The 26,310-nt window shown below is 73.7% G+C and carries 25 protein-coding genes; 10 read left to right on the top strand and 15 right to left on the bottom strand.

Going from position 1 to position 26,310, the window contains the following annotated elements; translation table 11 throughout:
* Window positions 1–95 precede the first annotated feature (95 nt).
* The gene (purD, locus tag ACFV57_RS27775) at window positions 96–1,355 is read right to left on the bottom strand and encodes a phosphoribosylamine--glycine ligase (RefSeq protein WP_385237877.1); all 1,260 of its coding nucleotides are present in this window, start codon (window positions 1,353–1,355) and stop codon (window positions 96–98) included.
* A 337-nt stretch (window positions 1,356–1,692) separates the two neighbouring features.
* On the opposite strand from purD, the gene ACFV57_RS27780 reads away from it, so the two are divergent.
* Window positions 1,693–2,439, top strand: coding sequence for an SLATT domain-containing protein (locus ACFV57_RS27780; RefSeq protein WP_385237879.1), 747 nt, complete (start codon window positions 1,693–1,695; stop codon window positions 2,437–2,439).
* A 199-nt stretch (window positions 2,440–2,638) separates the two neighbouring features.
* On the opposite strand, the gene ACFV57_RS27785 is transcribed toward ACFV57_RS27780, so the two are convergent.
* The 4 genes from ACFV57_RS27785 to ACFV57_RS27800 all read right to left on the bottom strand — a co-directional run bounded on the left by ACFV57_RS27785 (window position 2,639) and on the right by ACFV57_RS27800 (window position 6,436).
* Window positions 2,639–3,289, bottom strand: a complete 651-nt coding sequence (locus tag ACFV57_RS27785; protein WP_385237881.1) for a hypothetical protein — start codon at window positions 3,287–3,289, stop codon at window positions 2,639–2,641.
* Window positions 3,290–3,375: 86 nt separating this feature from the next.
* Window positions 3,376–4,053: a GntR family transcriptional regulator gene (locus ACFV57_RS27790; RefSeq protein WP_385237883.1), complete on the bottom strand. Its 678-nt coding sequence runs from the start codon at window positions 4,051–4,053 to the stop codon at window positions 3,376–3,378.
* Between the two features lie 253 nt (window positions 4,054–4,306).
* Complete coding sequence (locus ACFV57_RS27795; protein ID WP_385237885.1) at window positions 4,307–5,665, bottom strand: aspartate aminotransferase family protein; 1,359 nt, start codon at window positions 5,663–5,665, stop codon at window positions 4,307–4,309.
* A gap of 228 nt (window positions 5,666–5,893) precedes the next feature.
* The gene (locus tag ACFV57_RS27800) at window positions 5,894–6,436 is read right to left on the bottom strand and encodes a hypothetical protein (protein ID WP_385237887.1); all 543 of its coding nucleotides are present in this window, start codon (window positions 6,434–6,436) and stop codon (window positions 5,894–5,896) included.
* A 187-nt stretch (window positions 6,437–6,623) separates the two neighbouring features.
* On the opposite strand from ACFV57_RS27800, the gene ACFV57_RS27805 reads away from it, so the two are divergent.
* Window positions 6,624–7,400 carry a response regulator transcription factor gene (locus tag ACFV57_RS27805; RefSeq protein ID WP_385237889.1) on the top strand — a complete coding sequence of 259 codons (777 nt, stop codon included), beginning with the start codon at window positions 6,624–6,626 and terminating at the stop codon, window positions 7,398–7,400.
* Window positions 7,401–7,402: 2 nt separating this feature from the next.
* Entirely contained in the window at window positions 7,403–8,788 is a 1,386-nt protein-coding gene (locus tag ACFV57_RS27810; protein WP_385237891.1) for a sensor histidine kinase, read from the top strand.
* A 58-nt stretch (window positions 8,789–8,846) separates the two neighbouring features.
* Here the strand turns inward: ACFV57_RS27810 and ACFV57_RS27815 are convergent, their stop codons facing one another.
* On the bottom strand, window positions 8,847–9,650 hold the full coding sequence (locus ACFV57_RS27815) for a polyphosphate polymerase domain-containing protein (RefSeq protein ID WP_385237893.1): 804 nt from the start codon (window positions 9,648–9,650) through the stop codon (window positions 8,847–8,849).
* The gene (locus tag ACFV57_RS27820; RefSeq protein WP_385237895.1) at window positions 9,647–10,318 is read right to left on the bottom strand and encodes a DUF4956 domain-containing protein; all 672 of its coding nucleotides are present in this window, start codon (window positions 10,316–10,318) and stop codon (window positions 9,647–9,649) included. Before ACFV57_RS27820 ends, ACFV57_RS27815 begins: the two co-directional genes overlap by 4 nt.
* 154 nt (window positions 10,319–10,472) lie before the next feature.
* On the opposite strand from ACFV57_RS27820, the gene ACFV57_RS27825 reads away from it, so the two are divergent.
* Together ACFV57_RS27825 and ACFV57_RS27830 are read left to right on the top strand one after the other, a co-directional pair.
* Window positions 10,473–10,844 (top strand): MarR family winged helix-turn-helix transcriptional regulator, encoded by a 372-nt coding sequence (locus ACFV57_RS27825; RefSeq protein WP_385237897.1) that lies wholly within the window; start codon window positions 10,473–10,475, stop codon window positions 10,842–10,844.
* Between the two features lie 242 nt (window positions 10,845–11,086).
* Window positions 11,087–12,883, top strand: coding sequence for a serine/threonine-protein kinase (locus ACFV57_RS27830; RefSeq protein ID WP_385237899.1), 1,797 nt, complete (start codon window positions 11,087–11,089; stop codon window positions 12,881–12,883).
* Between the two features lie 126 nt (window positions 12,884–13,009).
* On the opposite strand, the gene ACFV57_RS27835 is transcribed toward ACFV57_RS27830, so the two are convergent.
* Entirely contained in the window at window positions 13,010–14,296 is a 1,287-nt protein-coding gene (locus tag ACFV57_RS27835) for an adenylosuccinate synthase (RefSeq protein ID WP_385237901.1), read from the bottom strand.
* Window positions 14,297–14,471: 175 nt separating this feature from the next.
* Here ACFV57_RS27835 and ACFV57_RS27840 point away from each other — a divergent pair, with 175 nt between their 5' ends.
* Window positions 14,472–15,545: a hypothetical protein gene (locus ACFV57_RS27840; protein WP_385237903.1), complete on the top strand. Its 1,074-nt coding sequence runs from the start codon at window positions 14,472–14,474 to the stop codon at window positions 15,543–15,545.
* Between the two features lie 116 nt (window positions 15,546–15,661).
* On the opposite strand, the gene ACFV57_RS27845 is transcribed toward ACFV57_RS27840, so the two are convergent.
* Window positions 15,662–16,180, bottom strand: a complete 519-nt coding sequence (locus ACFV57_RS27845; protein WP_385237905.1) for a GbsR/MarR family transcriptional regulator — start codon at window positions 16,178–16,180, stop codon at window positions 15,662–15,664.
* Between the two features lie 105 nt (window positions 16,181–16,285).
* Between ACFV57_RS27845 and ACFV57_RS27850 the strand changes: the two genes are divergently transcribed.
* The 4 genes from ACFV57_RS27850 (at window position 16,286) to ACFV57_RS27865 (ending at window position 20,372) form a co-directional block, all read left to right on the top strand.
* Window positions 16,286–17,257, top strand: coding sequence for an ATP-binding cassette domain-containing protein (locus tag ACFV57_RS27850; protein ID WP_385237907.1), 972 nt, complete (start codon window positions 16,286–16,288; stop codon window positions 17,255–17,257).
* Window positions 17,254–18,894 (top strand): ABC transporter permease, encoded by a 1,641-nt coding sequence (locus ACFV57_RS27855; RefSeq protein ID WP_385237909.1) that lies wholly within the window; start codon window positions 17,254–17,256, stop codon window positions 18,892–18,894. The genes ACFV57_RS27850 and ACFV57_RS27855 overlap by 4 nt, the downstream gene beginning before the upstream one ends.
* 494 nt (window positions 18,895–19,388) lie before the next feature.
* Window positions 19,389–20,036 carry a DUF6082 family protein gene (locus ACFV57_RS27860; protein ID WP_385237911.1) on the top strand — a complete coding sequence of 216 codons (648 nt, stop codon included), beginning with the start codon at window positions 19,389–19,391 and terminating at the stop codon, window positions 20,034–20,036.
* A gap of 147 nt (window positions 20,037–20,183) precedes the next feature.
* Window positions 20,184–20,372 carry a hypothetical protein gene (locus ACFV57_RS27865; protein WP_385237913.1) on the top strand — a complete coding sequence of 63 codons (189 nt, stop codon included), beginning with the start codon at window positions 20,184–20,186 and terminating at the stop codon, window positions 20,370–20,372.
* Window positions 20,373–20,396: 24 nt separating this feature from the next.
* Here the strand turns inward: ACFV57_RS27865 and ACFV57_RS27870 are convergent, their stop codons facing one another.
* The 6 genes from ACFV57_RS27870 to ACFV57_RS27895 form a co-directional block, all read right to left on the bottom strand.
* A complete protein-coding gene (locus tag ACFV57_RS27870) occupies window positions 20,397–21,053 on the bottom strand; it encodes a response regulator (RefSeq protein ID WP_385237915.1) in 657 nt (218 codons plus the stop codon).
* On the bottom strand, window positions 21,050–22,408 hold the full coding sequence (locus ACFV57_RS27875) for a sensor histidine kinase (protein WP_385237917.1): 1,359 nt from the start codon (window positions 22,406–22,408) through the stop codon (window positions 21,050–21,052). The genes ACFV57_RS27870 and ACFV57_RS27875 overlap by 4 nt, the downstream gene beginning before the upstream one ends.
* Window positions 22,409–22,475: 67 nt before the next feature.
* A complete protein-coding gene (locus ACFV57_RS27880; protein ID WP_385237919.1) occupies window positions 22,476–23,228 on the bottom strand; it encodes an alpha/beta hydrolase family protein in 753 nt (250 codons plus the stop codon).
* Window positions 23,225–24,400 carry a kynureninase gene (gene kynU / locus ACFV57_RS27885; protein ID WP_385237921.1) on the bottom strand — a complete coding sequence of 392 codons (1,176 nt, stop codon included), beginning with the start codon at window positions 24,398–24,400 and terminating at the stop codon, window positions 23,225–23,227. Before kynU ends, ACFV57_RS27880 begins: the two co-directional genes overlap by 4 nt.
* Window positions 24,393–25,298: a tryptophan 2,3-dioxygenase family protein gene (locus ACFV57_RS27890; protein ID WP_385237923.1), complete on the bottom strand. Its 906-nt coding sequence runs from the start codon at window positions 25,296–25,298 to the stop codon at window positions 24,393–24,395. The genes kynU and ACFV57_RS27890 overlap by 8 nt, the downstream gene beginning before the upstream one ends.
* A gap of 203 nt (window positions 25,299–25,501) precedes the next feature.
* Window positions 25,502–25,915, bottom strand: a complete 414-nt coding sequence (locus tag ACFV57_RS27895; RefSeq protein ID WP_385237925.1) for a DUF3151 domain-containing protein — start codon at window positions 25,913–25,915, stop codon at window positions 25,502–25,504.
* Window positions 25,916–26,310: the final 395 nt, after the last annotated feature.

Raw genomic sequence — 26,310 nt, forward strand, 5'->3', positions numbered from 1 at the left:
AAAATCGTCCGGGCGGCCGGGAACGGGCCGTAGCGGGCGTGACCGGCGCGTTCGCGGGCAGGCCCGATAGCGGGGTACGAGGGCGCGCGGCCCCCTCAGCTCTCCCCCGCCGCCCGCGCCGCGATGTCCGTACGGTGGTGCGAGCCGTCCAGCGTGATCCGGCCGAGCGCCCGGTAGGCGCGCTCCCGGGCCGCGGCCAGGTCGGCGCCGGTGGCCGTCACGGACAGCACCCGGCCGCCCGCGCTGACGACCTCGCCGGTGGCGGGGTCCTGCTTCGTCCCCGCGTGCAGGACGTACGCGCCGGGGGCGTCCTTCTCCGCGACCTCGGCCAGGCCGCCGATCGGGTCGCCGGTGCGCGGCGTACCGGGGTAGTTGTGCGAGGCCACGACGACCGTCACCGCGGCGTCGTCGCTCCAGCCCAGCGGCGGCAGCGCGGCGAGCGTGCCGGTCGCGGCGGCGTGCAGCAGCGCGGACAGCGGGGTACGCAGACGGGCCAGCACGACCTGGGTCTCCGGGTCGCCGAAGCGCGCGTTGAACTCGATGACGCGCACGCCGCGCGAGGTGATCGCCAGGCCCGCGTACAGCAGCCCGGAGAAGGGCGTGCCGCGGCGGCGCAGCTCGTCGACGGTGGGCTGGAGCACGGTCCGCAGGACCTCGTCGACCAGCTTGGGGTCGGCCCACGGCAGCGGGCTGTAGGCGCCCATGCCGCCGGTGTTCGGACCCTCGTCGGCGTCGTGGGCGCGCTTGAAGTCCTGGGCGGGCTGGAGCGGCACGACGGTCTCGCCGTCGGTGACCGCGAACAGGGACACCTCCGGGCCGTCGAGGAACTCCTCGATGACGACGCGGTCACAGGCCAGCGCGTGCGCGCGGGCCGCCTCGACGTCCTCGGTGACGACGACGCCCTTGCCCGCCGCGAGGCCGTCGTCCTTGACCACGTACGGGGCGCCGAACGCGTCCAGCGCCGCGTCGATCTCGGCGGGGGTGGTGCACAGGTAGCTGCGGGCGGTGGGCACCCCGGCGGCGGCCATCACGTCCTTGGCGAACGCCTTGGAGCCCTCCAGCTCGGCGGCCTGCGCGGACGGGCCGAAGACCGGGACGCCGCGCTCGCGGACGGCGTCGGCGACCCCGGCGACCAGCGGCGCCTCGGGGCCGACGACCACCAGCTCCGCTTCCAGGCGCTGCGCCAGGTCCGCCACGGCCGCGCCGTCGAGGGCGTCGACGGTGTGCAGCTCGGCCACTTCCGCGATGCCGGCGTTGCCGGGGGCGCAGTGCAGCGCGGTGACGTCGGGGTCGAGGGACAGGGAGCGGCACAGGGCGTGTTCGCGGGCGCCGCCGCCGATGACGAGGACCTTCACATGCGCAGCCTAGTCGCCGCGGGCCCCGGCCAGGGTCGGTGCCCCCGGCGGCCGGCGTACGGCCGGGCCGGCGGCGGACCGTGCGGGGCGGGGCGAGGTGTGGACAAGGTGGGGACGAGGCGGGCGGAAGCCGTGGAAACCGTACGAACGTAGGGCGGCGGCAACTCTTTCGAGTGAGAGCGGGCCCGGCCCTATACCGGATTCCGCACCACTTCCGGGCGGAAATAAAGCGATCTTGGGGGCGAGGCCCACCGTTCGGCGGTAGGAAGGTGGGTGCGCACCGGCCGTCTCGTACGTACCGCGCGCATCGCACGTATCTGCATGAGGGAGTGCACGGGTGAGTCAGCCGGAGATGCAGCCCGAGGGGCCCCCTCGGGAGGAGCGCGGGCCTGGGGGCGGCCGCGGTCGCGGCGATCTGGGCGGCCGCCCCTTCCCGCTCGGGGACTGGGGCGAGCCGGCTGAGCGCCTCGACGAGCTGTACCACTGGGTCGAGGAGGGCGCCCTGCAGGCGGCGTCCTGGTATCTGCACGACCGGGTGGCCAAGCGGCGCGGCGCGCGGGCGCTGCGCCTGGGGGCCGCGGCCGGTGTGGCGGCGGGCGGGCTGATGCCGCTGCTCGATCTGACCGGGGCGGCTCCCGGGGGCGCGAAGTGGGGGTATCTGGCGCTGCTGGTGGCGGCGGTGTGTGTCGGCAGCGACCGGTTCTTCGGGGTGACGGCGGGGTGGATGCGGGACGTGGCGACCGCGCAGGCGGTGCAACGACGACTGGACGCACTCCAGTTCGACTGGGCCTCGGAGAACGTGCGCGAGGTCCTCGGCCCGACGGAGGGCACCGCCAGCGAGGCGGCGGAGCGCTGCCTGGGCGTGCTGCGCCGCTTCAACGAGGACATCGCGGAGCTGGTGCGGGCCGAGACCGCCGACTGGATGTCCCAGTTCCGGCCCGGCCCGCTGCCGCCCGCCGCGCGCGCGACGGCGCAGTGGGGACAGCGGCCGGAGCCCGGCGGCCCGCAGCCCGGCCGGATCACGCTCCCGCCGGGCACCCGCCCGAACATGCCGCGGCAGCGCCCGCCCGAGTCGCCGCGCTGAGGCGTACGCCCGCTCGCGGGCAGCCGGGCGGGCAGGACGGGCGTTCCGTACGCCCGTCCGCGCACCGCACAGCGGATACCGGGCACCGGACATCGGACAACGGGCGCCGCGCGGGCACCGGATAACGGTCACCGCGCACCGGCGACCGCACATCGAGGGGGAGTCCGGAGAGACCGGCGGCACCGCCGCCCGGCCGCCGTCAGCTGAAGACGATCATCGAGCCCTGGCCCAGGCTGCGCGTCGCCGCGGCGTGCAGCCCCAGCCAGACGTGCCGCTCACGCGCGAACGGGCTGTCGTCCAGGGGCAGCCCCGTCACCCGTTCCTCCAGCGTGGTGGGCCGCGCGGGCGCCTCGGGCGCGGCCGGCGGATTGGCCGGATCGATACCGATGGACGGCGCGACCAGCTCCAGGTCGCGCAGCAGGCCGTGCGCGGAACCCAGCGGCCCGCCGCCCTCCAGCAGTTCGTCGGTCGCCAGCGGATGCGGGAAGTCGACCGGAACGTACGCCCCGGCATGGTCGTAGTGCCAGACCAGGTGGGACTCCTGGGCCGTGGTCTCGAACATCTCCAGCAACTGCTCGTAGTCCCCGCCCAGTTCGTCCACGGGAGTCACTTCGAGCCCGCAGATCCGCAGCAGGTACGCCCGCCGCAGGAAGTGCAGCGCGTCGTAGTCGAAGCCCGCGACCGGGGCGACGTCGCCGGACAGTCCGGGCATATAGCTGAAGACGGGGACGGGCGGCAGTCCGGCTTCCGTGAGGGCCTTGTCGTAGGCCGCGATCTCTTCGGAGAAGGGGTTGTCGGGGCTGTGGCACAGCACATCGACAAGGGGGACCAGCCACAGGTCACATGCCACGAAAGAGCTCGCTTCCGGTCGGGTGGGGGGCGGTCGGGACAGCGTAGTGCCAGGGCGTGTCTTTCGGATCCCCCCGGGTCGGGGCGCTAACAAGGGCCTTCGACGAGGGCGAGGCAGTGCTCGTTGTACTCGCGCACCAGCCGCTGCGCCTCGGGCAGGTCGCGCCGTACGACGGCGGCGACCAGCTCCCGGTGGCCGTGCCACAGACGGCCGCGCAGGTCGCTCACGCGGCGCAGCAGCGGCACGGCGAAGACCCAGCTCTGCACGCGCACCCGGTCCAGGAAGTCACTGATGTAAGGGTTACCCACCAGGCTGCCCAGCTCACGCCAGAACCGCAGGTCGTATCCGATCAGTACGTCCAAGTCACCCGCCCGCGCGGCCCGTTCCGCCTCCTCGGCGCGGCGCCTGATGGACATCACCACCTCGGGGGACGCGGTGCTCAGCGCCCGCTGCGCGCGGGTGCGGAAGATGCCCTCGACGATCAGGGTGCGGGCCTCGACCATGGCCCGGTAGTCGGCGGCCGTGAAGGCGTGCACGCGAAAACCGCGGTGCTGCTCGACGTCCAGGAGGCCCTGGGCGCACAGGTCGAGCAGGGCCTCGCGCACCGGCGTCGCGGAGACCCCGTACTGCTCGGCGATCTCCTTGACGGTGAACTGGTGTCCGCTGGGCAGCCGCCCGGCCAGCACCTCGTCGCGCAGCGCGTCGGCGATCTGCTGGCGCAGCGTGTTGCGCCGTATGACTCCGCTGCCTGGGCCGGCGGGCATCGTGTCCGTCTCCTTCGGCGGCCTCGTGGACCGGCTGGCCCGTACGACCGCATGGTCCGTAGACCGCGCAAGGAGAGCGGCCCTCGCCCTCACGATAGGCGAGGGGGGCGGGCGGGGCGACGGTGACGCGGGAGCGGGCCGGGGCGGACGGGGCTGCCGACCCGGTCCGCAGCCGGGTCCGGCCCGGCGGCGGGGCCGTTTCCGCAACGGCCCCGCCCGTCACCGAACCGTGCCCGGACGCCCGTTTCCCGGCTCAGCGCGTGTGCGCGTCCGCCGCCGACAGTGCCACGTCGAGGGCGGCCAGACCCGCCTTCGCCTCCGCCTCGGTGATGGTGCAGGGCGGGACGACGTGGGTGCGGCTCATGTTCACGAAGGGCCACAGGCCGCCGCGCTTGCAGGCCGCCGCGAACTCGGCCATCGGGGCGTTGGCCGCGCCCGACGCGTTGTACGGGACGAGCGGCTCGCGGGTCTCCTTGTCCCTGACCAGCTCCAGCGCCCAGAAGACGCCCAGGCCGCGCACCTCGCCGACCGAGGGGTGGCGCTCCGCGATGGCGCGCAGCTCGGGCCCGATGACCTTCTCGCCGAGCTCCGCGGCGTTCTCCACGATCTTCTCCTCGGCCATCGCGTTGATCGTGGCGACGGCGGAGGCGCAGGCCAGCGGGTGCCCGGAGTAGGTCAGGCCGCCCGGGTAGGGGCGCTGGTCGAAGGTGGCGGCGATCTCGGCGGAGATGGCGACGCCGCCCAGCGGCACATAGCCGGAGTTGACGCCCTTGGCGAAGGTCAGCAGGTCCGGCGTGACGCCGAAGTGGTCGGCGGCGAACCAGTGACCGGTGCGCCCGAAGCCCGCCATCACCTCGTCCAGGATGAAGACGATGCCGTACCGGTCGCAGATCTCCCGGACCCCGGCCAGGTAGCCGGGCGGGGGCACCATGATCCCGGCGGTGCCCGGGACGGTCTCCAGGATGACCGCGGCGATCGTCTGCGGCCCCTCGAAGGCGAGGGTGTCCTCCAGGTGGGCGAGGGCGCGCTCGCACTCCTGGGCCTCGTTGTCCGCGTGGAACGGCGAGCGGTACAGGAACGGGCCCCAGAAGTGCACGACTCCCGCCGAGGCGGTGTCCGAGGGCCAGCGGCGCGGGTCGCCGGTCAGGTTGATCGCGGCGGCGGTGCCGCCGTGGTACGAGCGGTACGTGGACAGGACCTTGGTCCGGCCGGTGTGCAGCCGGGCCATCCGGACCGCGTTCTCCACGGCCTCGGCGCCGCCGTTGGTGAAGAAGATCTTGTCGAGGTCGCCGGGGGTGCGCTCGGCGATCAGCCGGGCGGCCTCGGCGCGGACGTCCACGGCGAAGCCCGGCGCGAGGGTGCACAGCCGGCCGGCCTGCTCCTGGATCGCGGCGACGACCTTCGGGTGCTGGTGACCGATGTTGGTGTTGACCAGCTGGGAGGAGAAGTCGAGGTAGCGGTTGCCGTCGTAGTCCCAGAAGTACGAGCCCTCGGCGCCGGCGACCGGCAGCGGGTCGATCAGGCCCTGCGCGGACCAGGAGTGGAAGACGTGCGCGCGGTCGGCGGCGTGCACCGCCGCGCCGGCTGCCGGGTCGGGTTGCGTCGTGGTCACGGTGGCTACCTCGGATCACTCGGGCCCGCCAAGGGACACGGTACGGCGGACGCCCTCAGCCTAGGGACCGGCGCGCGGCCGCAGATACCGACACTGTGTAAGGCGCTCGTCACGGGCGCGGACAGTTTGTCGGTGGGGCTGTAGGAAGCTCCAGGGCGGCGGGCGCGTCGCGGCGGTTCCCGGGTATCGGTCCGGCCGGGGTGTGGTTTCGGTCAGGGCGGGACGGCCTCAGTCGTCGTCATCGTCGTCGTCCGGGGCCGGTACGGCCTGCGGGCGGCCGTCCGCCGTGCAGCGCAGCGTGTACGTGTGGTCGTCGCCGGAGTGGTCGTCGAGCGGCTCGAACTCGATCGCGGCGGTGGCGGCCGGCCCGCGCCGTACGTCGTCCGCGCGGTAGCCGGTGGCCGGGCTCCAGACCGTCAGGTGGATTCGGCCGTCCGTACGGCACTCGGCGGTGGCGCTGCCCCCGGCCAGGCGAACCGTTCCGCCGCCCGCGGGCCGGGCCCGGGAACCGGAGGCGGACCCGGACGGCACACCCGGAGGGGACCCCGGCGAACCGGTCGCGGCCGGGCCGGAGGGCGTCCCCGAGGACGGGCCCGGCGAAGCGGCACGCGCCGCGGCGAGCTTCTCCCGTACGCCCCCGTCGTCCAGCGGGACCGCCCGCGCGTTGCGGCCACCGGTGTCGGCGTTCGCCAGCGACCAGGCGCCCAGGCCGCCCGCCGCGGCCACCGCGCACACCCACGCCGCCGTCGCCGCCACACTGCGCCACGCCATCGCGCCGCCCCTTCCTGCCGTCGTGCCGTACGGCGCCAGGACCCGTACGGCCTCGTCTCCCTCGCGGCCACCCTCCCGCACCCTTTCCTAACGCCCGGTTAAGGCGCGGCCAAAACCCCGGCCCCGCCCCGGCCGGCCCCCCGCACCGTCTCCCCCGGGGGTGGCACGCCTGGTTACGGTGACGGGCATGTCCCACCTCCTCGTCGTCGAGGACGACCCCCAGCTGCGCGGCGCTTTGCTGCGCGCGCTTCGCGACCGCGGCCACGCCGTGGCCACCGCGGCGACCGGCATGTCCGGCCTGGACGCCGCCGTGACGGACCGCCCGGACCTCGTCGTCCTGGACCTCGGGCTGCCGGACGTGGACGGCGCGCAGGTGCTGCGGATGCTGCGGGCCGTCAGCGACGTACCGGTGATCGTGGCCACCGCGCGCGACGAGGAGCCCGACATGGTCGCGGTCCTGGGGGACGGTGCCGACGACTACATCGTCAAGCCCTTCGGCGCTGCGCAGTTGGACGCACGCATCAAGGCGGTGCTGCGCCGCCTGGGCACCGCCGGGCCGGAGCCCGCGCTGCGGGTCGGCGGCCTGCTGGTGGACGCGGCGGCGCGCGAAGTGACCCTGGACGGCGAGCCGCTGGACCTGACGCCGCGCGAGTTCGACCTGCTGGCCTATCTGGCGCGGCGGGCCGGGCAGGTGATCTCCCGGCGGGAGCTGCTGGCGGAGGTGTGGCAGCAGCCGCTGGGCGGCGCCGACAAGACGGTGGACGTCCACCTGTCGTGGCTGCGGCGGAAGCTGGGCGAGACGGCGCAACGGCCGCGCTATCTGCACACGGTCCGTACGGTGGGGGTCAAGCTGGCGGCGCCCGAGGCCGCGGACGCGCCGGGCGGGCCCGGCGACGCGAGCGGCCGGGACGCCACGTCCGACGACGGCCGGGGCTGCGCCCCCGCCCCGTCCCCCGAGCCGTAACCATGCGCCGCAGCCTGCTCCTCCTGACCGCCGCGACCACCGCGCTCGTCCTCGCCGCCCTGCTGGTCCCGCTCGCCCTGCTCACCCGCAGCCACGCCGCCGACCGGGCCACCGCCGACGCCACTTCGCGCGCCCACTCGCTGGCCGCCGGGGTCGGGCAGGCGCTGGCCGGCGCCCGGGGCGGCGGCCCCGGCGGGGACCCGGACGCGCGCCGGGCCGCCGCGGGCATCGTCGACTCCGCCAACGGCCCGGGCCTCCCCCGTACCTCGGTCGTGCTCGCCGACGGCACCGTGCTCGGGCCCGCCGCCCCCGTCACCGACGCGGTGCGGCTCGCGCGCTACGGCCGGGCGTTCACCTACGAGCCGCCCGGCGGCGGCCGGACCGTGCTGGTGCCGGTCCAGGGCGTGGCGGGCGGCACCGCGGTCGTCCTGGTCGCCCTCACCGGAAGCCAGCTGTACGCGGGCACGCTGGCCTCCTCGCTGGAGATCGCCGGGATCGGCGCGGCGCTGGTCCTGCTCGGGCTGCTGGTCGCCGACCGGCTCGGCGCCCGGCTGGTCGGTTCGGCCCGCCGCCTGTCCCAGGTCGCCGACCGGCTGGCCGCCGGCGATCTCGCGGCCCGCGCCGAGCCGTCCGGGCCGCCCGAGCTGCGCGCGGTGGCGCGCGAGGTGAACCACCTGGCGGACCGTATCGACGGATTCCTGACCGCCGAACGGGAGAACGCGGCCGACCTCGCGCACCGGCTGCGCACGCCCGTCGCCGCGCTGCGCCTGGACGCGGAGGGGCTGCGCGACCCGGTGGAGGCGGAGCGGATCGCGGCGGACGTGGCGGCGCTGGAACGCAGCGTCGACGACGTGATCCGTACGGCGCGCAGGCCGCTGCGCGAGGCGGGCCGGAGCCGGGCCGACGCGGGACAGGACCCGGCTCCGGCCGACCAGCGACCCCCGCGCGCCGACCTGGCCGCCGTGGCCCGCGAACGCGCCGGCTTCTGGCACCCGCTGGCGGAGGACCAGGGCCGGGAGCCGGTCTTCGCCGCCCCCGACGGCCCCCTCGCCGTACGGGCAGATCCGGCCGGGCTCGCCGCGGCCGTGGACGCCCTGATCGGCAACGTCCTCGACCACACACCGGACGGCGCCGGCCTGCGCATCACGGTCACCCGCGCGGACACCGGCGGCGGCGTCCTGACCGTCGAGGACGACGGTCCCGGCTTCCCCTCGGGGCACGTCCCGGAGCGCGGCCGCAGCGGCGGCGGCTCGACGGGGCTGGGTCTGGACATCGTGCGCCGGGCCGCGGAGGAGTCGGGCGGTTCGCTGGAGTGCGGCGCGGCGGCCGGGGGCGGCGCCCGTGTCACGGTCCGCTTCGGCCCGGCCGGGCCGGTCCCCGGCGGCTGACGGCGAGAACACGCCGCCCCTCCGCCACAGCCCCCTGCGTCCTGTCGGCGGCCCGCCCCTAAGCGGCCGACCGCGGAAACGCCTTCCGCACCGCCCGCCGCCACTGGTTCGCCGTCAGGCCTGGCCGCAGCGCCGCCATCGCGCCGCAGTACTTGGTGAACTCGGCGGCGCGCAGCCCGTAGGTGTGCAGCAGCCGGTCCGCCTCCGTCAGATGGCCGGTCACCGCGGTCTTGGTCTCGACCAGGACCAGGCCCCCGTCGGCCCGTACGCTGCGGCCGGTGCCCGCGTCCCGGCAGATCAGGCCTGCGTCGCAGGTGATGCGCTGCTCGTCGGCGACGAACGTGGCGCGCCGGTAGTCGGTGACCAGCGACGGCACCAGTTCCTCGGGGGCGGCGATGCCGTACGTGCCGTGCAGGACGGAGGCCAGGAAGCCGCGCGGGCCGCGTCCCAGCGTCGCCTCGCCGGGCAGCAGCGGCTGACGCCGCTTGAGCGTCTCGCCGCGCCGCCCCTTGAGCTTGATCTCGAACTGCCGCTCGCCGGAGTCCTCGTACAGCCGCTCGCGGATCTTGTAGCGGTACCGGCGGCCCTGCCGGTGGTCGTGGAAGGAGCGCAGTTCGGGGGTGTCGTAGTAGACGGAGTGGTAGCCGAACCAGCGGCGGCCGTTGATGCACAGCGCCTGGAAGGGGCCGCCCGGCCGGCGCGGGTCGGTCAGCCGGGCCGCGAAGTCCGCGAAGACCTCGACCGGTACGAGGTAGCTGTGGTCGATGCGGGCCATCAGCTCCGCGCGGGCCTGGAGTTCGGAGAGGGTTATCGGGCGCGCGGCCATGGCGGCGCGGGCGATGGCCCGTACGGCGGGAATCACACGGTCTCCTCGGAAAGGGGACGGGGCTGTGGGTGCGCGGGGGATCGGGTGATCGCGCGGGGCCGGCTGCGGCGGGCGCGCTGTGAGGTCGTACGAGCGGGCGTGCGGAAAGGTTCCGGCAAACGGAACCGGACGTCCACCACCATCACGTCCCGGACAAAGTCGATTTCTTTGACGGTCCAGTTCAGGGGCTCGCCGACGCGGCGCGCCAGATCCTCGCGCAGCGCCCGCTGGTCGGTGTGCACGGCGTCGAGGGTGACGACGGTACGGCGGGTGCGCGCCATCAGCCGCGGGTGGTCGGCGCCGTACATGACCAGGAGCAGCAGGCCGGCGAGCGCCGCCGCGACGGCGAAGCCGAGGTGCGGCAGGCCGCACAGCAGGCCGAGGACCAGGGTCGTGAAGTAGTACGCGACCTCCTCGTGCTGGATCGAGTCGGAGCGCAGCCGGATGATCGACAGCACGCCGAACAGGCCGAAACCGAGCGCCGTACCGCCCCCGCCGACCTGGGCCAGCGCCGAGACGACGGCGAACAGCGCGACGTTGAGCGCCAGGTAGGCGGGCACCAGGTCGCGGCGCCGGTGGCGCGGGTAGTAGATGGCGAACGCCAGCACGCTCACCGCGGCGAGGTCCAGCGCGAGGTGGGCGGCCAGCTGCCCCAGCGTCTCCATGGCGCGTCTCCTGTCGTTCGGTCGCTGATCGGTACGCGTCAGACGCTAGGAACGGACGGGTTAACTCCGCCCCTCCCCACGGGTTAACGCGCCCGGCCCACCCGGACGGCCGACGTTCCTGCCTCTCTTCCGGCTCAACGGCCGGTTACCCGCCGTGCCGGATAAGCCGGCGCGCCCGGCCGGGCTGTCCACCGCCCGCCGGCAGGTGCCGGGCGCCGTCGCGGGCGGGCCGCTGCCCGTCGCCGGGATCGCGCGGACCATGGGCATCACCCGGCAGAGCGTGCAGCGGGTCGCGGACCCGGCCGTGGCGGAGGGGCCGGCGGAGTACCGCCCCAATCCGGCGCGGCAGCGGGCCGAGTTGCTCGCGCTCACGGACGACGGTCTGACCGCTTTGCGCCGTATCACCCCGGATCACGGTGAGTTCGCCCCTGAGCTGTCCGAACGGCTCGGCGGAACGGCCGACTTCCCCCCCGTGGCGGAGGCGGTGGAGACGCTGTCACAGGCGCTCGATAACCTCGGCTACTGAGCCCACCGAAGTACGGGCTCACGCCCGCGTCCTGACGACCGTTCCGAAGCCCGCGCCCGGCCCGCCCGGCCCGACCACACCGCCGCTCATCACGCACCACCCGGCCCGGCCACGGCCCGTAAGGACACCGGGGAACCGAATCGGAACCGGCTGCGTCGTCCGTTACGTTCGCGCCTGCGGCACCGTCCCCGCAGGGCACGTCCGGGAGCACGGGGCGAACAAGGTGAAAGGGCAAGCGGAACGTGAATGAGCGCGCAGAGCGCGGCCTCGGGCAGCTCGGCCCCCAGGACCCGCCACGGATCGGGGCGTACCGGCTGCTGGGCCGGCTGGGCGAGGGCGGCATGGGCCGGGTCTACCTCGCCCGTTCCGACCGCGGCCGCACGGTGGCCGTCAAGCTGGTCAAAACCGAATTGTCGGGCCAGGACGACTTCCGGGCGCGCTTCCGGCAGGAGGTGCAGGCCGCGCGCCGCGTCGGCGGCGAGTGGACCGCGCCCGTCCTGGACGCCGACACCGAGGCCGACACACCATGGGTCGCCACCGGCTACATCGCCGGCCCCTCGCTCCGGCAGGTGATCACCGAAGGCCGCACGCCGCTGCCCGAACGTTCCGTACGCATCCTGGCCGCCGGCCTGGCGGGCGCGCTGCGCAGCATCCACGCCGCCGGCATCGTCCACCGCGACCTCAAGCCGTCCAACATCCTGCTCACCATCGACGGCCCCAAGGTCATCGACTTCGGCATCGCGCGGGCACTGGAGGCGGTGACCGTCGGCGGCGGGCTCACCCGCACCAACCAGGCGGTCGGCTCCCCCGGCTTCATGTCACCCGAGCAGGTGCGCGGCAGGCCCGTCACACCGGCCAGCGACGTCTTCTGCCTCGGGTCGGTGCTGATGTTCGCGGCCACCGGACGGCTGCCCTTCGGTACGTCCGACAGCGGTGTGCACGCGCTGATGTACCGCATCGCCCAGGAGGAGCCCGATCTGACCGGGCTGCCGTACGGGCTGCACAGCCTGGTCGCCGCCTGTCTGGCCAAGGACCCGGCGCGGCGCCCGACGCCGGACCAGCTCATCGCGTACGCCAGATCCGACGACGACGGCCACGAGCCCTGGCTGCCGGGCGCGCTGATAGCCCAGCTGGGACGGCACGCGGTCGAACTGCTCGACGCGGAGAACCCGAACGGTGCCTGGGACGGCCCCGGCGACGGGTCCTGGGACCACACCCCGACGCCCGCCCCCGCCGCCACCCCTCCCCCGGCCTCCGGCTCCGCCACCCCGCCGCCGTACGCGGCCCCCGCAACGCCTCCGCCGGGCGCCCCGGACGCCACTCCGGCCCCCGCCACCTCCACGGTCACCACGACCCACGGGCGCCGCCGCAAAAGCCCCACCGGCCGCACCAGCCTCGGCAGCCGCGCCGGTCAGCACACGGGGCAGCACACCGGTCAGCACAACCGCACCGGCCAGGGCAGTCACGCCGGACAGAGCAACCACACCAACCACACCAGCCGCGGGCGTGCCTCCGGCACCACCGGCCGTACGCGCACCCGTACCCGCACCGCCGGCCTGGCCGCCGCCGTCGGCCTCGGGCTGGTCACCGTCGGCATCGGCGTCGCCTACATCCTGTTCGCCCCCAAGGACGACGGAACGCCCGGGCAGGCCGACGGCAGCACCGTGGCCGCCGCGGACGGCAAGGTCGGCAAGTCGGCGGGCAAGGAGCCCGGCGTCATCCCGCAGAAGTTCCTGGGCGAGTGGGAGTCCAAGAACAGCAAGGGCGGCCCCAACTACCGCCTCACCCTCGCCCAGGGCGAGGTGGGCGACACCGTCCTGACCATGGAAGCGCGCGGGTCCGCCTTCCGCTGCGAGTTCAAGGCCATCCTCATGAACGCGGGCCCACCGCTGCGCATCGGCCCGACCACCGTCGTGGAGGGCCCGGCGACCAGCTGCAGCGCGGGCGCGCCCACCACCCTGCGCATCCACCCGGACGGCAAGCTCCGCCGCGTCTTCGACGACGGCAAGCCGACGCTGACGTATACGAAGAAAGGCTGAGGGCCGGCCCCCGGGAAACGCGTGAGCCGCGCCCCGCTCCGGTGCGGAGCGGGACGCGGCTCGGGTGCCGTGGTCGCGGCGGACGGGCGGGAGACCGCCCCGGGCCCTGCCGGGCCCCGGGACCGGTCAGTCCAGGAACGAGTTGATCTGGATCGTCTCGTCCCGGCCCGGGCCCACTCCGATCGCGGAGATCGGGGCGCCCGACATGTCCTCCAGCGCCTTGACGTACGCCTGCGCGTTCTTCGGCAGCTCGGCGAAGGTCTTGGCCTTGGTGATGTCCTCGGACCAGCCCGGCAGGTTCTCGTAGATCGGCTTCGCGTGGTGGAAGTCGGACTGCGAGTAGGGCAGCTCCTCGACGCGCTTGCCGTCGATCTCGTACGCCACGCAGACCGGGATCTGCTCCCAGCCGGTGAGCACGTCCAGCTTGGTGAGGAAGAAGTCGGTCAGGCCGTTGACGCGCGTCGCGTAGCGGGCGATGACCGCGTCGAACCAGCCGCAGCGCCGGTCGCGGCCGGTGGTCACACCACGCTCGCCGCCGATGGTGCGCAGCGCCTCGCCGTCCGCGTCGAACAGCTCGGTCGGGAACGGGCCCGCGCCGACCCGGGTCGTGTAGGCCTTGAGGATGCCGATGACCCGGCTGATCTTCGTGGGGCCGACCCCCGCGCCGGTGCAGGCGCCGCCCGCGGTCGGGTTGGAGGAGGTCACGAACGGGTACGTGCCGTGGTCCACGTCGAGCAGCGTGCCCTGGCCGCCCTCGAAGAGGACGACCTTGCCGTCGTCGATCGCGTTGTTCAGCAGGAGGGTGGTGTCGGCCACGTAACCCTTGATCTGGTCCGCGTAGCTGAGCATCTCCTCGACGACCTGCTCGGCGACCACCGCGCGGTGGTTGTAGAGCTTGGCCAGCACCTGGTTCTTGAAGTCGAGGGCCGCCTCGACCTTCTGGTGCAGGATCGACTCGTCGAAGAGGTCCTGCACCCGGATGCCGGTGCGGTTGATCTTGTCGGCGTAGGTCGGGCCGATGCCGCGGCCCGTCGTGCCGATCTTCCGCTTGCCGAGGAAACGTTCCGTGACCTTGTCGACCGTGATGTTGTACGGCGTGATCAGGTGCGCGTTACCGCTGATCAGCAGCTTGGACGTGTCGACGCCGCGCTCGTTGAGTCCGCTCAGCTCGGAGAGCAGGACCGCCGGGTCGACGACGACACCGTTGCCGATGACCGGGGTGCACCCCGGCGAGAGGATTCCGGAAGGGAGAAGGTGCAGCGCGTATTTCTGGTCGCCTACGACAACCGTGTGACCGGCGTTGTTGCCGCCCTGGTAACGCACCACATAGTCGACGGACCCACCGAGCAGATCGGTGGCCTTTCCCTTGCCCTCATCACCCCACTGAGCACCGAGCAGCACAAGTGCGGGCACAGGCGTACACCCCTTCCGGGCGGGGCATGTCCAACGTGCGCGAGGCCGTGTGCGTGTGGAAAAACGCCTACGACATCGCCCAAGCCGTCGAACCGGTGCCCCGGAATAGACGAAGCCCCTGGCGCAATAGCGCAAGGGGCTCTTGCACCGAGATGCTACCTGAGGAAGGACCGAGGTGTCGGCGCAGCCTTCTGGGCACTCTCTCCCGGACGGGGTCCGGGGACACCCCCTGCTCGTGGTCATCGACCCGGTCGCCCGCAGTACGGACGGCGAGTCCGTACGGATCGCCAAGGACGTCCTGTGTGCGGGCGCGGCCGCGAAGATCTGCTTTCCGGACGGCCCCGAGGAGTACGCGCGGGCCCTCGCCCGCCGCGGCCATCGCCGTCCCGTGGTGATCGGCGACGACCGCGCCCTGCTGCGCGCCGTGGCGCTGCTGCACAAGGAGCGCGACCTGGCGGGTGTGGCACTCGCGGTGGTGCCGGTGGGCGCGCCGGGCGCGGTGGCGCTGTCCCGCGCGCTGGGCGTGCCGACGGACACCGTCGCGGCCGCCCGGACGGTCCTGGACGGCACCGAACACAGCCTGCACCTGCTCACGGACGACAGTGACGGCATCGTGCTGGGCGGCCTGGACATCCCTTCCGGGACGGCGGAGCAGCCGCCGCGGGGCGGGGACGGCCGACGGCGCCGGGCGGGCCCCCGATCGCGGCGCGGGCGGCGGCTGCCGGGGCCGCGCGACGGGGTGGAAGCGGGGCCCGTGGCGGCTCCGGGGGTCGGCTCGGGGGCTGGTTCCGGACCTTTTTCAGGGGCCGGCGCGGGGGCCGGCCCGGGGAGCGTTCTCCGGTCGGAGGCCCGCGCCCCCTGGTGGGCCGCGCTCGTCCGTAAGGCCCGTACGGCACTGTCGCTGCTGGCCGCCCCGGCCGGCGATCCCGGCGCGCCCGACAGCCACCGCTCCGCCGCGCCCGGCCACCGGCTGCGGGTCGAGGCGGACGGCGTGGTGCTGGCCGACCTGGACCGGCCGGTGCGCTGGGTGTCGGTGACGCCCGGCGAGGGCGCCGACGGCACCGGGCTGGCCGAGGTGGTGGTGCACTGGCAGGAGGCCGAGCCCCCGGTGCGGGCCCGCGCGCGGGCGGTGACCGTGTCGGGCGCGGACTTCCGCTACCGGGCGGACGTGGTGGTCGGCGGGCCGGTCAGGACCCGTACGTGGACGGTGCACCCGGACGCGTGGCGGCTGACGCTGCCGCACGACTGACGCCGGGACGCGGCGGCCGTACGGCGCACGCGTCGACGCCGCCGCGTCCGGGAAGCACCTCTAGGCCTGGCCCCGCAGGCCTGGCCCCCCAGGCTTGGCCCCGCAGACCTCGCCCCTCAGGCCTCGCCCCGCAGCTGCTTGTCCCGGTGCTCGCGCCAGCGGTCCAGCATCCTGGCCAGCTCGCCCTGCATGAACTCGAAGAAGGCCACGGTCTCCGCGACCCTGGCGCCGGCCGGGGTGTCGGGGCCCAGCGACTTCGCGCCTTCGCGCAGCACGTCCTCCCAGCGCGTCAGCATGTGGTCGCGGCTGCCCAGCGTCTCGTACCAGAGCTCGTTGTAGAGCCGGTAGCGGTCCCGGCGGGTGCCCGGCTCGCGCTCCCGGCGGACCATGTTGACCTGCACCAGGTAGCGGATCGCGCCGGAGATGGCGGCGGGGCTGATCTGCAGCCGCTCGGACAGTTCGGCCGAGGTGAGGGCGCCGGAGTCGCTGGAGAGCAGCGCCGCGAAGACCCGGGCGGCCATCCGCTGCATCCCCGCCTCGGTCAGCTCCGCGGCGAAGCGCTCCACGAACCGGGAGACCGCCTCCTCGTCCCGCACGGTTTCCTCGCCCTGGTGCCGGCCTGCCTGCTCGCTCACCCTCTGATCCTCTCCCCTGCTCCCGTGGCCCGACGCTCCCCCGCCACCGACTTTATACGGTTTCTTAACTTCACAAGTTTGTGAAAGAAGCGTACGTTCAGAAACATGACGAAGGCAATCTCGGTGTCCGGCCTCCGCAAGGCATTCGGCCGGACCCACGCGCTGGACGGTCTCGACCTCGACGTCGAGGCCGGTGAGGTGCACGGCTTCCTCGGCCCCAACGGCGCCGGGAAGTCCACGACCATCCGCGTCCTGCTCGGCCTGCTGCGCGCCGACGGGGGTGGCGCGCAGCTGATGGGCCGGGACCCGTGGCGCGACGCGGTCGCCCTGCACCGCCGCATCGCGTACGTGCCCGGTGACGTCACGCTGTGGCGCAACCTCTCGGGCGGCGAGGTCATCGACCTCTACGGACGGCTGCGCGGCGGCCTCGACACGGCCCGCCGGGACGGCCTCCTGGAGCGCTTCGAGCTGGACCCCACCAAGAAGGGCCGGACGTACTCCAAGGGCAACCGCCAGAAGGTCGCCCTGGTCGCCGCGTTCGCCTCGGACGTGGACCTGCTCATCCTGGACGAGCCGACCTCCGGCCTCGACCCGCTGATGGAGGAGGTCTTCCAGGACTGCGTCGAGGAGGAGCGCGACCGCGGCCGTACGGTCCTGCTCTCCAGCCATGTCCTGTCCGAGGTCGAGGCGCTCTGCGACCGCGTCAGCATCATCCGCAAGGGCCGCACCGTCGAGTCCGGCTCCCTCGCCGACCTGCGGCACCTGACCCGTACGAGCGTGACCGCCGAACTCGCCGGGACGCCCAACGGGCTCTCCCGCCTCCCCGGCGTGCACGACCTCGACATCCAGGGCCACCGGGTCCGCCTCCAGGTGGACACCGACAAGCTGGACGCGGTGCTGCGCTCGCTCAGCCAGTCCGGCGTCCGCAGCCTGACCAGCACGCCGCCGACGCTGGAAGAACTGTTCCTGCGCCACTACCAGGACGACGCCGACGGCACCCTGGCCCCCGCGCCCGGTCCCTCCGCATCCGGCCCCTCCGCCTCCTCCGCCGCTTCCGGAAAGGCGCCCCAGCGATGACTGCCGCGACGCTCCCCGCGACCGCCCGCACCGGCGGCTCCCGCGACCTGGCCGGCACCGGCACCCTGCTGCGCCTGGCACTGCGCCGCGACCGGCTGATGATCCCGGCCTGGGTGGTGCTGCTCGGACTGACCGTCGTCAGCATGAGCAGCGCTCTGGAGAAGCTCTACGACACCGCCGCCAAGCGCGCGGAGGTGGCGGTCTCGATGACCGCCAACGGCTCGCTGCGCGCCGTCTACGGGCCGGTGTTCAGCGACTCCCTCGGCGGCCTGACCGCCTGGCGCATCGGCGGCGTCGCCGCGCTGCTGGCCGGCGTGATGAGCCTGCTGATCGTCGTACGCCACACCCGCGAGGAGGAGGAGACGGGCCGCCAGGAGCTGCTGTCCGCGGCCATGGTCGGCCGGCGCGCCCCGCTCACGGCCGCCCTGCTCGCCGCGTTCATCGCCGACGCGGCGCTGGCCCTGCTCATCACCGCCGGTCTCGCCGGGGCCGGGCGGCCGGCGGACGGTGCGCTGGCCCTGGGCCTCGCCATCGGCGGCACCGGCCTGCTCTTCGCGGGCCTGGCGGCGATCACCGCCCAGCTCACGGAGAGCGCGCGGGCCGCCAAGGGCCTGGCGGGGGCGGTACTGGGCGCGGCCTTCGTGCTGCGCGCCGCGGGCGACGCCGCGTCCCAGGACGCCTCGTCCCCGCTGACCTGGATGTCCCCCGTCGGCTGGGCCGAGAACCTGCGCGCGTTCGGCGACGAGCGCTGGTGGGTGCTCCTGCTCTTCCTCGCCGGTACGGCCGTCACGGTCGGCGCCGCGTACACGCTCACCGCGCGCCGCGACCTCGGCATGAGCTTCCTGCCCGCCCGCCCGGGACCGCCGCGCGCACCGGCCTCCCTGAACGGCCCCACCGGGCTGGCCTGGCGCCTGCAGCGGACCACCCTGTTCGGCTGGGCGGCCGGCTTCCTCCTCGCCGGGGCCGTCTTCGGCAGCATCACCGACGGCGTGTCCGACCTGGTCGGCGACAACGAGCAGGCCCGCGAGATCTTCGAGCGGATGGGCGGGCAACAGGGCCTGGCCGAAGCGTTCGTGTCCGCCCTGAGCGGCATACTCGGCATGGTCGCGGCCCTCTACGCGGCGGGCGCGGTGCTGCGGCTGCGCGGCGAGGAGACCGGCGACCGCGCCGAGCCGGTGCTGGCGGGCGCCGTCGGGCGGCTGCGCTGGGCCGCCGGGCATCTGGCCGTCGCCTTCCTCGGTACGGCCCTGATCCTGCTGCTGGGCGGCCTGGGCCTCGGCTTCGCGTACGGCCTGACGGTCGGCGACGTCGGCGGGCAGCTCGGCCCCGCGGCGGGCGCGGCGCTGGCCCAGGTCCCGGCGGTCTGGACGCTCACCGGCCTCGCGGTGCTGCTCGTCGGCGCGCTCCCCCGGGCGGCGGCCGCCACCTGGGCGGTGGTCGGCGGCTGCCTGGGCATCGGCTGGCTGGGCCCGGCCGTCCAGCTGCCCCAGTGGGTGATGAACCTGTCGCCGTTCAGCCACCTCCCGAAGCTGCCGGGCGGCGAGGCCACGGCGGCGCCGTTCCTGTGGCTGTTCGGCCTCACGGCGGTGTTCGTGGCGGTGGGCCTGGCCGGGCTGCGCCGCCGCGACATCGGCTGACGGCCGGTCACGGGGGCCCTGTACGTGCGGCGCCGGAGCTGTAGCGGACTCCGGCGCCGCACTGCCGTACCGCCGCGTCGCCATCCCGCCTTACCGCCCGCACCGCCGCGTCGCCCGGCGGGAGTGAATTCATCCCTGGGGCGTGCGCCGTTGCGCCGTACGCGCTCCTTACCCGCTCCAACTGGTAGAGACCTCCTGCCGCCACTCCTGCTCCGCAAGGGTCCCCGCAAGACCAGCGGAGCGTGAGTGGGGCCTTCCGCGCCGCCGTGCCCCGCACCTCACCGAGAGGCGCGGTTGTACGCGTTTCCCGCTGGGCACAACCTCCGCGAGCGGCGATGGCGGCGCAGAAAGGCCGACACGCCGCCGTTTCGCGCCATAGGGGCGGGGCGGAGGTATCCGTGAATCAAAGGGAACCACGCAAGGCGATATGGGTTCTGCAGAATCTGGGGGTCGTACTGGCGGCGGGAGCAGCCTGCATTCTGCTCAGCCTGGTCATGACGATGGTGCCCGGACTGCGTACCCCGGGCAGTGGGAACGCGGGCCAGGCATACGGCGCCGCGGCGTCCTCCACGGCCGTACTGGTGCTGTTCTACATGGCGAGGACACTGCGCCTGCAGCGCGACGAGACCTCGCTGCAACGGCAGGAACTGGAACTGCAGCGCGCGGAGATGCGGCTGCAGCGCACCGAACTGGAGCTGCAGCGGGACGAGATGCGCCGGTCGGCCGGTGAACTGCACCGCAGCGCCGAAGCCGATCTGCGGCGCCTGCACATGGAACTGCTCAAAATGAGCATCGGCGATCCGGAACTGGCTGAGGTCTGGCCCGCATTCGCGCCGGGTCTGACGCCGAAGGAGAACCGGCAGTATCTGTACGCCAACCTGATCTACTGCCACTCCATGCTCGCGCACAAGCTGGAGATGCTCGACGACCGCGAGGCCCTGGGTCATCTGCGGTACATCGTCCGGTCGTCGGCCTTCCGCGGCTACTGGGAATCGGCACGCTTCATGCGTGCCGAAATGGACCCCGGATCGCACGAACGGCGTTTCGCCGCACTCGTCGACGAAGCGCTGACCCAGACGAACGCACAAGCACCGCATTCACCGAACCTGCGTTTGATCGAAGGTCAACACAACGAGCCGTAAAGCGCTCACAGGTGTAGCAGCCTGTACCGAAAAGAAAAAATTCCGCAATTCAGCTCGCGCTGCCGTGCGCCACCGGGGTATTCCGGCCCGGTGACAGCACTCGATATCTCTCGACGGTTGGGCGCCACCCCTCAGGAGCGCGGCAGCATGGGCAACGGCAGTTGCCCCGACCTCTTCGAACTGAGCGACGGACGCTTCGCCGTCATCGGCACCGACATGACCACCGACCTGGACGGCAAACTGCCGGCCGACGCCAGCCGCGCCGACTACGAACGGATCGTGGTGATCACCCGCGACACCCTGCTGCGGGCCAAGTCCGACATCGCACAACTGTGATCCGCCGGCCCGGCCCGCCGCTCCTCACCCGCCCGGCGTGACCAGCCGGGCCTCGTACGCGAAGACCGCCGCCTGAGTGCGGTCGCGCAGTCCCAGCTTCACCAGAATCCGGCTGACGTGCGTCTTCACCGTCGACTCGGCCACGACCAGATGCTCGGCGATCTCACCGTTGGACAGCCCCTGGGCCACCAGCACCAGGACCTCGGTCTCCCGTTCGGTGAGGTCGCCGACCCGCTCCTGGGTGGGCGCCCGCGGCGTGTCCAGCTTGGAGAACTCCGAGATCAGTCGCTTGGTGACGGTCGGCGCGAGCAGCGCCTCGCCGCTCGCCACGATCCGTACCCCCTCCGCGAGCTGCCCCGCTGAGGCGTCCTTGAGCAAAAAGCCGCTCGCCCCGGAGCGCAGCGCCTGGTAGACGTACTCGTCGAGGTCGAAGGTGGTCAGCACCAGCACCTTGGCGTCCGCGTCGGCGGCGACGATCTCGCGGGTCGCCTCCAGCCCGTTCATCTCCGGCATCCGGATGTCCATCAGCACCACGTCGGGGCGCAGCTCGGCCACCTTGGCCACCGCCTGCCGGCCGTCCACGGCCTCGCCGACGACCTCGATGTCCGGCATGGCGCCCATCAGCACCGAGAAGCCCTCACGGACCATGACCTGGTCGTCGACGATCAGTACCCGGATCACGCCGTCTTCTCCCCCGCCGTACCCTGCGCGGCCGACACCGGAATGAAGGCCGCGACCTCGAACCCGCCCTCCGCGGTGTGGTCCGCGGTCATCTCCCCGCCCAGCATCTGCACCCGCTCCCGCATTCCCAGTACACCGTGCCCGGCCCCCGGCGACGGCTTGGCCAGCCGGCTGGCCTTGCCGTTGACGATACGCAGTCCGAGCCCGCCGAGCACGTACGAGATCTCCACCTGCGCCTCGGCCCCCGGCGCGTGCCGCAGGGTGTTGCTCAGCGCCTCCTGGACGATGCGGTACGCGGACAGCTCGACGCCCTGCGGCAGCGGCCGGGGCGCGCCGGTGACCACGGCCTCGACGATCAGGCCCGCGCCGCGCACACTCTCCAGCAGCGAGTCGAGGCTGGCCAGGGTCGGCTGCGGTGCCTCGGGGTCGGTTTCGACGAAGGCGTCCGGGTCCTCGGAGCGTACGACGCCGAGGATGCGGCGCAGCTCGGTCAGCGCGGCCACCGCGTTCTCCCGGATGGTCGAGAAGGAGGTGGCCAGCTCGGGCGGCGTGTCCTTGACGCGGTACGGGGCGGCCTCGGCCTGGATGGCGATGACGGACATGTGGTGCGCGACCACGTCGTGCAGCTCGCGGGCGATCAGGGCGCGCTCCTCCAGCAGCGTGCGCCGCGAGCGCTCCTCGGCGGTGGCGGTCTGCGTCTCGACGACGTTCTGCCGCTCCTCGCGCCAGGCGCGGATGGCGGCGGCGGGCACCAGCACGAACACCGTCAGCACCGCGAACGGCGCCACGTCCGAGATCGCCCGGGGGTTGAGCAGCACCATCACCGCGCACCCGGCCATGGTGGCCAGCCACATCTCGGCGGCCAGCCGGGGCCGGGTACGGAGCACCACCAGGACCATCACCGCGGTGTGCGTGATGAAGCCGATCTCGTACCCGACGGACCCGGACCCGGTCACGACATAGGCCAGCATCGCGAAGCCGAGCGCCCCGCCCGACAGCCAGAACGCGCCTATCGGGCGGAACAGCGTCAGCGCGAGCGGCGCGGCGAGCAGGAAGCTGAAGGCCGAGGTGATCAGGAAACTCAGCGGGCCGCTGCGGGCCATCACGCTCGTGGTCGCGAGGAACACGAGGGCCGCCACGGCCGCGAGCATCAGGTGCGGCGCCCAGCGCAGATGGCGGCGCAGCCGCTGCGGGACCCACGACCACCCGGACACGCGCGCGTCGTCCAGGGGCAGCATCGGGCGGAAGGCGAAGGCGTCCACGATCAGGTCCTGGCGCAGCCGGTTCAGCGCGCCACGGACGAGTCGGGCTTCCGAGCGCAGGTCGTCGCGCTGCGAGTGGGTCGTCTGGTTCACGTACACCACGGTAAGCAGCGGGCGGCCCGTGGTCGTCCCCTCCTGAGCGGATCTGCGGACGTCCTCCTCAAGTACTACGGAGGGTGGCCAGGAGGACGCGGAAGGCCGCGGTGCCGGGGGTGACGGGGGCGTAGTGCCCGGTTCCGGGCTGCTCGCGCAGCACGGGGACGGTGCCGCCGGCGGCCCGCGCGGCCCGTACGTAGCGCCGGGACACCTCGACGGGCACATCCGCGTCGGCGGTGCCGTGCAGGATCGTCACGGGCACCGCGCCGGGCAGCCGCCGTACGGGGTCGGCGGCGGCGAGCCGGTCCGCCCGACCGGGCCCGCCGCCCACGAACTCCGCCACCGCGCCGCTGCTCAGGCCCAGCTCGTGAGCGCGCGCGAGGTCCGCGACGGGTGCCACGGCGATGATCCGCCGCGGCGCGTCCGGGCCGGTGCGGTCCGCCAGGAGCAGCCCCAGATGCCCGCCCGCCGAATGCCCCACGACCACCGCGGGCCGCCCCGCCGCGGCCGTCGCGGCCACCACGTCGTCGTACGTACGCGGCCAGCCCCCGCCCGCCCCCACCCGTCGGTACCCGGCGAGGGCGACCGGCAGCCCGTGCCGGGCCAGCTCCGCCGCGAGCGGCGACAGGTGGGTACGGTCGTACGCCGCCCGCCAGAATCCCCCGTGCAACAGCAGCACCACCGGCCCGCCGTTCCGCGGCCCGTACAGGTCGAGCACCTGGTCCGGATGCGGCCCGTACGCCGTCGTCGCGTCGGGCGCCACGGGCGCGAGGCCGAGCAGTGCCGCCTCCTCGTCCCCGGCGCCCGGACCGCTCACCCCACGACCTCGCCCAGCACCCGCGCGGCGCGCGCCACGTCCGTGAAGGAGGTGTAGAGCGGCGTGAAGCCGAAGCGCAGCACGTCGGGGTGGCGGAAGTCGCCGATCACCCGGCGGCGGATCAGCTCCGACATCACCTTCCCCGCGTCCGCGCAGGCCAGCGCGATCTGGCTGCCCCGCAGGCGGTGCTCGCGCGGCGTGACACAGCGCACCCGCCCCTCCGGTACGTACGCCTCCACGCACTCCAGGAAGAAGTCGCCGAGCGCGAGGCTCTTGGCCCGTACGGTCTCGACGCGCACGCCGTCCCAGACGTCCAGGGCCGCTTCCAGGGCGAGCATCGACAGGATGTCGGGCGTGCCGACCCGGCCGCGGATGATGCCGTCGGCCGGGGCGTAGGCGGTGTCCATGCCGAACGGCACGGCGTGCGAGTTCCAGCCGGGCAGCGGCGAGTCGAAGCGCGCCTGGAGCTCCTCGCGCACATACAGGTACGCGGGCGCGCCCGGCCCGCCGTTCAGGTACTTGTACGTGCAGCCCACCGCGAAGTCGACGCCGTGCAGGTCCAGCCGGACCGGCAGCGCGCCCGCGCTGTGGCACAGGTCCCAGACCGCCAGGGCGCCCGCCTCGTGCAGCGCGGCGGTGATGCCGGGCAGGTCGTTGAGCCGTCCGGTGCGGTAGTCGACGTGGTTGACCAGCGCGAGCGCCGTACGCGGACCGGCCTCGCCGGACATCCGCTCGGGCGGCAGCACCCGCAGGGTGCAGCCCGTCATCCGCGCCGCGGACTCCGCGATGTACCCGTCCGTCGGGAAGGTCGTCTCGTCGGCCAGGATCTCGTCCCGGCCCGCACCCGCCATCCGTACGGCGCCGACCACCGCCTTGAAGACGTTGACGCTGGTCGAGTCGCCGACCACCACCTGCCCCGGCGCGGCGCCCAGCAGCGGGGCGATCCGGTCGCCGACCCGCTCCGGGGCGGTCCACCAGCCCGACTCCTCCCAGGAGCGGATGCGCAGCTCGCCCCACTCCCGGGCGACGACGTCCGCGACCCGGCCGGGCACCTGGCGGGGCAGCGCCCCCAGCGAGTTGCCGTCCAGGTACACGCAGTCGTCCAGGACGAACTGCTCCCGGACGTCGCGAAGTTCGTCCTTCGCGTCCAGCGCGGCGGCCCGTTCAGACATGGCCGCGCGCCGTCCACAGCTCGGGAAAAACGTTCTTGCTGGCGCGTTTCTCCAGCCATGCCACGCCTGCCGAACCGCCGGTGCCCATCTTGGCTCCCATCGCCCGCCGCGTCGCCACCAGATGATCGTTTCGCCAGCGCCACACCAACTCGGCGACGTCCGTCAGCGCCTCGCCCAACCGCACCAGTTCACCATCGCGCGGCCCCGCGTACACCTCGGCCCACACGGCCTCGACCCGCGCATCCGGCTCGTACCGCGCCGTCGTCTCGCGCTCCAGCACCTCACCGGGGATCGCGTAGCCCCGGCGGGCCAGCAGCCGCAGCACCTCGTCCCACAGACTCGGCTCCTGCAGCGCCTTCTCCAACTCGGCGTGCTCACGCGGCGCGCCACGGTGCGGCACCAGCATCGACGCCGACTTCTCACCGAGCAGGAACTCCAGCCGCCGGTACATCGCGGACTGGAACCCCGACCCCTCGCCCAGCGCGCCCCGGAACGCGTTGAACTGCGTCGGCGTCAGCCGGGCCAGCGGCTTCCAGGCCGCGATGAGGGCCTCCAGCTCGTACGTCGAACGCTCCAGCGCCGCCATGGCCGCCGGCAGATCGTCCCGGCGCAGCGCCTGGGCCGCGGTGTGCCACTCGTGCACGACGACCGTGAACCACAGCTCCATCACCTGGGTCGTGACCAGGAACGCCATCTCGCCCGGGTCGTCGGACAGCGGATGCTGGAGGTGGGTGAGCACGTCCGCGTGGACATAGTCCTCGTACGGGGTCGTGCTCGTGCTGCCGATGCGCAGATCGGGGCGCCGGGTGTCGGTCTCGGCCGCTGCCTCGGCCGCTGCCTCGGCCTCTGCGGCCGGCGGGTGCTCCGGATTCTCGTGCGGGGCGGACTGCTGCGACATGAGGAACTCCTCGATGCTGCTCGCTTCCGGGTAGCGGTCCGCTCCCTCCCGTCGGCAAACGGAGCCCCGGTCCCCTCGGGCCCGAAATCTTCCGGCCCACTGGCATCATCCGTGCTCCGCACAAGGCGCGCAAGGGGCCGGTCGCGCATGCGCGACCGGCCCGCGGTCCTCCCCGGCCTCAGCCGGAAACGCAGCTCAGCGCCTTACGAAAGGGTGTCCGCCGCGGTCGGCGACGACTCCCGCAGGAACGTCGAGCACCGCTCGTACTCCTCCTGCTCGCCGATCGCCTGCGCGGCGCGGGCGAGAGCGTGCAGGGCACGCAGGAAACCCCGGTTCGGCTCGTGCTCGAACGGCACCGGGCCGTGCCCCTTCCAACCCGCCCGGCGCAGGGCGTCCAGGCCGCGGTGGTAACCGGTACGGGCATACGCGTACGACTCGACCGTACGCCCCGCCTGGAACGCGTCATCGGCAAGCTGCGCCCAGGCCAGCGAGGAGGTCGGATACTTCGCCGCGACGTCCGCCGGCGCGGCCCCCGAAGCGAGGAGCTCGCGGGGCTCGGGGTCGTCGGGCAGTTCGGTCGGGGGTGGTCCCCCGAGGAGGTTCTCGTGAATGGCCATACCTCTATCTTCCCGGAGGGGCCGGCCGAGAAGGTACCTCAGGGGGCTGGGCCCGTTTTTGGGTTCACGTTGTGGGGGTGGGCGGCTTTGCGCTTCGCGCGGGGTTTGCGCTGTCGCGCGGGTCGCATTGGATTCGTTCTGGGGGCGGGGGTGCGCAGGGGGCCAACTCCTCGACACCGTGCACGGCAACGGGGGCGTGATTGTGAACCCAGATACCCGGCTGCTCTGCGGGGATGGCCCCCTACGCACCCCCTCCGGCCGGTTTGGCGCGTCCCGGACAGCTGGTGGGGAAGATTTCGATCACCCTGGTCGGCGCCCCACCGTGTGGTGAGGCTCGCGGTGACAGAGGGCGGGGCGCTCACCCACCACCCGGGGAGGAGGATGGCCCCCGTGGC

The organism is Streptomyces sp. NPDC059788 (assembly GCF_042732265.1).
GTDB lineage: Bacteria > Actinomycetota > Actinomycetes > Streptomycetales > Streptomycetaceae > Streptomyces.